Annotated in this window: 6 protein-coding genes and 1 riboswitch; of the genes, 1 reads left to right on the top strand and 5 read right to left on the bottom strand. The window is 37.3% G+C overall.

The features are described 5' to 3' along the window. Positions 1-221 precede the first annotated feature (221 nt). The 5 genes from K6G87_RS05825 to K6G87_RS05805 form a co-directional block, all read right to left on the bottom strand. Positions 222-701: a flavin reductase family protein gene (locus K6G87_RS05825; RefSeq protein WP_296834894.1), complete on the bottom strand. Its 480-nt coding sequence runs from the start codon at positions 699-701 to the stop codon at positions 222-224. Between the two features lie 108 nt (positions 702-809). Next, positions 810-1,904: a glucuronyl esterase domain-containing protein gene (locus K6G87_RS05820; RefSeq protein WP_296834892.1), complete on the bottom strand. Its 1,095-nt coding sequence runs from the start codon at positions 1,902-1,904 to the stop codon at positions 810-812. Between the two features lie 23 nt (positions 1,905-1,927). Next, complete coding sequence (locus K6G87_RS05815) at positions 1,928-3,106, bottom strand: cation:proton antiporter (RefSeq protein WP_296834890.1); 1,179 nt, start codon at positions 3,104-3,106, stop codon at positions 1,928-1,930. Positions 3,107-3,155: 49 nt separating this feature from the next. Beyond that, positions 3,156-3,233: riboswitch (Fluoride riboswitch) on the bottom strand. Between the two features lie 109 nt (positions 3,234-3,342). Then, the gene (gene sfsA, locus K6G87_RS05810) at positions 3,343-4,023 is read right to left on the bottom strand and encodes a DNA/RNA nuclease SfsA (RefSeq protein ID WP_296834888.1); all 681 of its coding nucleotides are present in this window, start codon (positions 4,021-4,023) and stop codon (positions 3,343-3,345) included. Between the two features lie 108 nt (positions 4,024-4,131). Next, complete coding sequence (locus tag K6G87_RS05805; protein WP_296834886.1) at positions 4,132-5,226, bottom strand: GGDEF domain-containing protein; 1,095 nt, start codon at positions 5,224-5,226, stop codon at positions 4,132-4,134. Positions 5,227-5,474: 248 nt separating this feature from the next. Between K6G87_RS05805 and K6G87_RS05800 the strand changes: the two genes are divergently transcribed. Next, complete coding sequence (locus K6G87_RS05800) at positions 5,475-6,446, top strand: glycosyltransferase family 2 protein (RefSeq protein WP_296834885.1); 972 nt, start codon at positions 5,475-5,477, stop codon at positions 6,444-6,446. The last annotated feature ends 58 nt before the right edge of the window (positions 6,447-6,504 follow it).

Genomic DNA, 6,504 nt, shown 5'->3' with positions numbered 1-6,504 from the left:
CATTCGATCTTATTGAATGGGTCTGCTTTGATGAAAAAACATTAAAGGCATATAGTGCCGAATTGGAATAGTATACATTAAATAAATATATACTCAAACTTCGCACATTATAATGCGCTACCTTCCTTGCGATTTGATTACCTTGGGCAGTTAATAAAGGTTTTCCTTGTATTAACTGCCCATTTTATAAAAATTCCTAAAATACCTCAAAGATTACAGCATCATCTGTTCTTCACAATCTCAACTACTTCTCCAATATACATGTCATGAATATCATTATCTGCATACATTGTATCTGCCACATCTTTTGGCATATTCTCAGTTAGAAGAGACTGTTTGAACAGCTTCTTACATACAAGTGTAACTTCAGCTTCCTTAAATGACATGGACTCTCCCGCTTTTACAGACGTAAGACCTGATGCTGTCATCTTGTCCATGTCTCTTCCTGATTTAGAGCCCAATATGCCAAGCTCCTTCTTGTACTCTTCAGGATAGAAGCTAACTGTGAAGTATTCATTTTCATCCATGAATTTATGAGTATATCTTGACTGTCTTACATATACAGTAGCAACCGGCTTATTCCAGATCGTTCCAAGGCCTCCCCAGCTTATTGTCATTGTGTTAAAGCTCTTCTCATCTCCGGCAGTAAGAAGCGCCCACTTCTTATCAAACTGCTTAAAGATATCCATTGTAAATTCCATGATATAACCCTCCTTTTTCTATCATCCTAGTCTACACCATTACCCAAAGTCTATAGGTAAGAACATTTTTTAGTCCTTCCACTCATATACTGAGGGTTTTAAAATTGTTCACTCCTGACCCTCATATACTGAAGTCTTAAGCTCTTCAATCTCAAGGCCTGTATCCATTTTATAATACATTTTGTCAAAATACCTGGTTATAAGTTCCATATCTTCATCTATAATAGCATGTCCTTCTTTATGAATGTGAACTACAAGATGATCCGATAATCCTTCTTTTTCATATACTTCATTTGCCTTCTTATAGCACTGCCACATAGACGGCGCATTAACCCAGTCTTCACCCATGCATGCTGCAATTATGAAATAATACCTGTCCGGGCTCATCGCAAGTATTGGCAGATTCTCCTGGTCAATCTTTATATCTTCTTCCGACTTATAGTTCATGAACTTATCATTAAACCAGCCTCTTTCTGAGTCTGACTGCAGGCTTTCAAGCGGCTCATTCTTTTCATAAGTATACTCTGAAGGCCCTCCTATATCACTAAGATCATAAGTCTTCCCTTGTGAAAAGAAGCTATATAAAGCCAGTCCTCCTGCCCCTGAGCATGCAGGTATTACCATCCTGAACCTCTCATCAAAGGCTCCGCATACTGCTGTGGCCTTGCCCCAGCGAGATACACCTGCAACCATGGAAGCATCTGCATCAAGCAAGTATTCTTTATCAAGTCCTGCATATACAGCATCAAGTATTTTAGATGCTCCCCATGCCCAGGCCATAAGGACTCCGGTCTTATCTTTATCATCTTCTCCGTAAGGATACAGATCATAGAAGGCACCACTGCGACTTGTATCATCTGCTGCCACTTTAGTAATCTCCATGACTATCAAAGTATACCCTTTGTATAGTGCTTTATCAGCCGACATCATAGGATGCATGCAGATGATAAAAGGATTTCCCTTCGGATACTTCTTTGATGCTTCTTCATCCGGATGATAGATGTGCACGACAAAAGAGGTCTTAGCACTATCATTAGATACTGATATCTTAACAAGATCTCCGCCGATAACCTCAAATGGATTACTTATGTCTTCTTCACTCCTTGGATCCTTGCCAAGAAGCTCAAAAGTCACTTCCTCATTTTTTCTCCACGTCCCATAAATATTCTCTTCGTAGTACTTCCTAAGCTTCTCCTTATCCATAAATCCCCCTCAAAAAATAATACTTATTTATTATTTAAATATTTTTTATAGGAAAGGTCAATTGCAAATGCGCCAAGAGGAGCAGTTATAACTATTGCAAGAACTGCGACTGTAAGTACTGTATCGCCGCAGGCAAATCCCAGTGCAAGCGGTATTCCTCCAATAGCTGCCTGTACAGTTGCTTTTGGTGTATAAGCCATCATTGTAAATAGCCTTTCTTTTTGGTTAAAGTTTGTTCCTATAAGACATACAAATACTCCGAGCATTCTAAAGACAAGCGCGCCCGCGATCACTATAAGTGCTTTTACACCAACTTTGCCAAGATATCCAATATTTACAGTTGCTCCTACGAGCACGAACAGGAATACTTCTGAGGCAACCCAGAGCTTTTCATATTTACTTGAAAGTCTTTTGGCTACAACTTCTCTCTTTTTCTGTAAGCCTATTCCTATGAACATAACAGCAATTAAAGCTGAGAATGTAATTGCTGTAGTCAGCATGTCTTCAACTGCTACAAGAATGAAAGAGATGCTTAAGATAATAAGAACTTTGGAAGTATCTCTGATATGCACTTTCTTAAAATAATAAGCCAGCAGATATCCAATACAAAGGCCTATAACAATTCCAAGTATTATGGAAACAGGGATATTTACAAAGCTTATTATTGATGCACTTTCTCCCTGCATCATCCCTGTAAAAGTTGAAAACAGGACTATGACATATACATCATCAACAGAAGCTCCTGCAAGAATCAGCTGCGGAACTCCCTTCTTAACTCCATATCCTTCATCCATGAGCTTGACCATTCTTGGAACGACTACTGCAGGTGATACTGCTGCCAAAACAGCGCCCATGATTGCAGCTTCAAGTAAGGACAGTCCCATTAGCTTTGATGAAAAGAAGACTGTTCCTACAAGTTCGAAGGTTGCCGGCAAAAAGCACATAAGTATCGCAGGTCTTCCAATCTTCTTAAGACCAGACAGATCAAGACCAAGACCTGCCCTTGTAAGGATTATGATAAGAGCTATCTTTCTAAGGTCTGCAGATATCAGAAGTATATTTTCATCCAAAAGATTAAGGGCATAGGGCCCTAGTACAATACCTGTAGCAAGCATTCCTATGAGACTTGGCAGTTTGACTTTCTTGCATATCCATCCCATGGACATACCTACAATTAGAATCAGCGAAAAACTAAGTAACATATATTCCTCCTTATATACGCAGAAAAAGCTGATATCCCCTGCGCATTATATGATCGCAGAAGTCATCAGCTTTAATAAGCGGTTTAAGTATTAAATACTTAGGGAGAACCTCATTCCCTTTATTAATCTTTATTGATCTTTCTAAATGCTATCATAGAAGAATTAAGTTGGCAAGCATTTTATATATAAGGATTATAGTAGACAAGCCTGCTCATCGCCTTCTGGTAAATGGAAGTTTACAGTCTTACTTCTATAGGCCTTGCTATTTCTATGCTGTCTTTGGTCATATCGCATCCATATGCAATGACATGAACCCCCTTTTGCCAGGCCTCTTTCAAGGTAGTAGCAAATTCTTCCTGAACTGATACTGCTGCCTCAAACCATTTAACATCAGGAAGCTGTATGACGAACATGATATAAGCTTCATAGCCATCATCAATGCATTTCATAAGTTCATGAAGATGCTTTACCCCTCTTTTTGTAGGCGCATCAGGGAACCTGGCAATACCATCTTCTATAAGCGTAACACCTTTGATCTCCATAAAGGCCTTCTTATCACCATGCTCTAAATATATATCAAAACGAGAGTCCCCATACTTAACTTCCCTTTTTACCATCTTAAGATCCGGGAAAAAAGTTTTCTGATTCAGCCACTCTTCTGCTACATAATTAGTGATCTGAGAGTCTACATTAATTATGCTTCCGTTATGTTCTACTGCGATAAGATCATATTTAGTCTTACGCTCAGGATTATCAGATTTCTGGAAATAGGCTCTGCATCCTTGTTTTAACAGCTTTATAAGTCTTCCTGTATTTTTGATATGTGCAAGCTCAGGCTGGCCATTTATCTCTGCATTGCAGGTGAACCTGTTGATCCTTGATATAAATAATCCTTCTGAAATGTTAGAATACTTCAATCTAAACCCTCACTACTTATAATGAATCCCTTTATTAGTCATAACTTTTAAACGTATAAATCAGAAGCACACATTCACAGCGTGTTTCGTAAAAGTTTGTAATATTGTTTACTCAAACTTTGCAACAACCTTGTTTTTGCCGCTGTTCTTGGCATCATACAGGGCTTTGTCGACATTTTTAAGAGTATCTGTATAGTTACCTGTATAAGAGGATATTCCTATAGATATTGTAAACGGAATAGGCGAATCCTTTGATCTTTCTATATCAGATCTTAGCTCTTCCATTCGAGAAGTGGCAGTATCTATGTCACAGTCTCTAAATATTATTACAAATTCCTCGCCGCCATAACGGATCACATAATCATCTTTTCTCATATGTTTGGTCAGTTTCTGGCCAAGATAGAAAAGTGTAACGTCACCGGTATAGTGACCGTTTTCATCATTGATCTTCTTAAAATCGTCGATATCAAGCATAGCTACAGCTATAGGCTCTGTCAATGATGCATCAGTAATGACATCATCCGATACGATTTTTTCCAAAAGATGTCTGTTATAAACCTGCGTAAGAGGATCTGTCATCATAGCCTGCTCAAGCTGTTTAGATACTCTGTAATGGTCAAGATAAAAGGCTGTCAGTATGTAATGAACAAGCATGATACCGATAATGCAAGGAATCTCTAATGCAAGGATCAGTTCATAATTAGTGTAATGATTAAAAAGATTGGTAATAAAGATCTCTACTATAAATACAACACCGTTAATAATAGTATCCGTGGGCGTTGACACGAATCCTATTACAAGCCAGAGCAGATTAACTATTATGATCCCTGTGATGGAATTACTGTTATCAACAAGATTGTAAGCTGTCCAGCTTGCTGCAATTACCATTCCATGGCCAAGGAAGAAGTCCATAAATACCATGACTCTTGAGTTACTATTTTTATGAGTGACACCAAAAAATATAGCAATAAATGCAAGAATGGATAGTCTTGGAATAAGCGTAGGAATAATAGAACCATTGATCATATAATCCGAATAAATGAAAAATATGGTCGTAAGGCATGCAACAAGAAGGCTAAGCTCAACAATACCCTGATAGTACTCGCACTTAGCCTGATAAAACTCAGCTCTTTCTTTAGTACTCATTGCTTTTAGATCTTTTAACAAAGATGCTATCAATCTGACACTACTTATTACTCTCATGTCCTATACCTCTATCTACAATTGTATCAAAATTTCGTTCATTATAGAACATCATGACGCATCCAATTGAATCTCGCATTTTATGTTTTAAAACGCAAACTTCGCACTTTATAAATAAACTATGGTCCTTGCAAATTGCAAGGAAAGTAACTTTATTTTCAGGCGGGTAAAATTTCTTTTTACAATTCGTGACTTAATGATATGATACTATAAGAAAATAAAAAAATTTAAGTGCAGATAGGTAATATATGAACTCAAAAGAACTTGTTACTATTATTGTGCCCGTATATCAAGTAAAAAATTCAATAAAAAAATGCCTCGACAGCTTACTATCACAGACATATACAAATACAGAAATCTTACTTATAGATGATGGCTCATCAGATGGCTCCGAATTAGTATGCGATGATTATGCCATTAAGGATAACCGAATAAAAGTCATACACAAAAATAACGGCGGAGTGTCTTCTGCGCGAAATACAGCACTTAAACATGCAAATGGAAAATACTTGTGCTTTGCAGATAGCGATGATTATGTAGAACCTGAATGGATTGAAAAGCTTATTGAAAATATGAAAGAAAGCTCTCTTTCTGTTTGTGGTTATTATGAAGTTTATTCCGATAAGAAAGTGCACCGCGATGGTATTGATGTCAAACAGGAACTTGATTATGACAGAGCTGTAGATTATCTTCTTCGCCAAGAGTTCTATAGAGGATATCTGTGGAATAAAGCTTTCGACAGACAGATTATAATAGGCAATCATATTCTCTTTGATGAATCATTGAACATATGGGAAGATGTCAAGTTTGTTTATCAGTATTTAAGAGTTGTAAGACAAGCAGTATACGACCCATCTCCACTATATGATTATGTATTTAATGAAGGTTCTGCCACACACGGACAATACTCTGAAAAATACTTAAGCGGTCCTTTGGACGCAATAAAAGTTCTTGAGATAATAAAGACTGAAAATAAAGATAAGGAAAGCCTGAAAGCTATAATAAATCTTAGAATGCTTCAGAACTGTATCAGCTATTACCGTAATCTTTGCTTTACAAAAGACAGGTCAAAATATAATGAGACAGAGAAAAGGGTCCGCTCTCTTTTAAAGGAAAGCAGCTTAGCTTCTTCTATGCTGAGCGGAAATGAAAGATTTTCATGTAAGCTACTTCTTATTAGCCCAAAGCTCTTTTTTATCATCTTTAAGATGACACACTAAGGCAGTCTATTTGATACAGATTCTTCGGATATTTGAAGAATCTTCCGGAAAAGGGCGA

This window comes from Butyrivibrio sp. (assembly GCF_024699075.1).
Note: the sequence above shows the minus strand (reverse complement) of the source record. Positions and strands in the feature narration are given on the sequence as shown.

What these genes read in the sequence shown, in the direction of transcription:
- K6G87_RS05825 (WP_296834894.1), bottom strand. Translation starts at nt 701, where the DNA reads ATGGAATTTACAATGGATATCTTTAAGCAGTTTGATAAGAAGTGGGCG.
- K6G87_RS05820 (WP_296834892.1), bottom strand. Translation starts at nt 1,904, where the DNA reads ATGGATAAGGAGAAGCTTAGGAAGTACTACGAAGAGAATATTTATGGG.
- K6G87_RS05815 (WP_296834890.1), bottom strand. Translation starts at nt 3,106, where the DNA reads ATGTTACTTAGTTTTTCGCTGATTCTAATTGTAGGTATGTCCATGGGA.
- K6G87_RS05805 (WP_296834886.1), bottom strand. Translation starts at nt 5,226, where the DNA reads ATGAGAGTAATAAGTAGTGTCAGATTGATAGCATCTTTGTTAAAAGAT.
- K6G87_RS05800 (WP_296834885.1), top strand. Translation starts at nt 5,475, where the DNA reads ATGAACTCAAAAGAACTTGTTACTATTATTGTGCCCGTATATCAAGTA.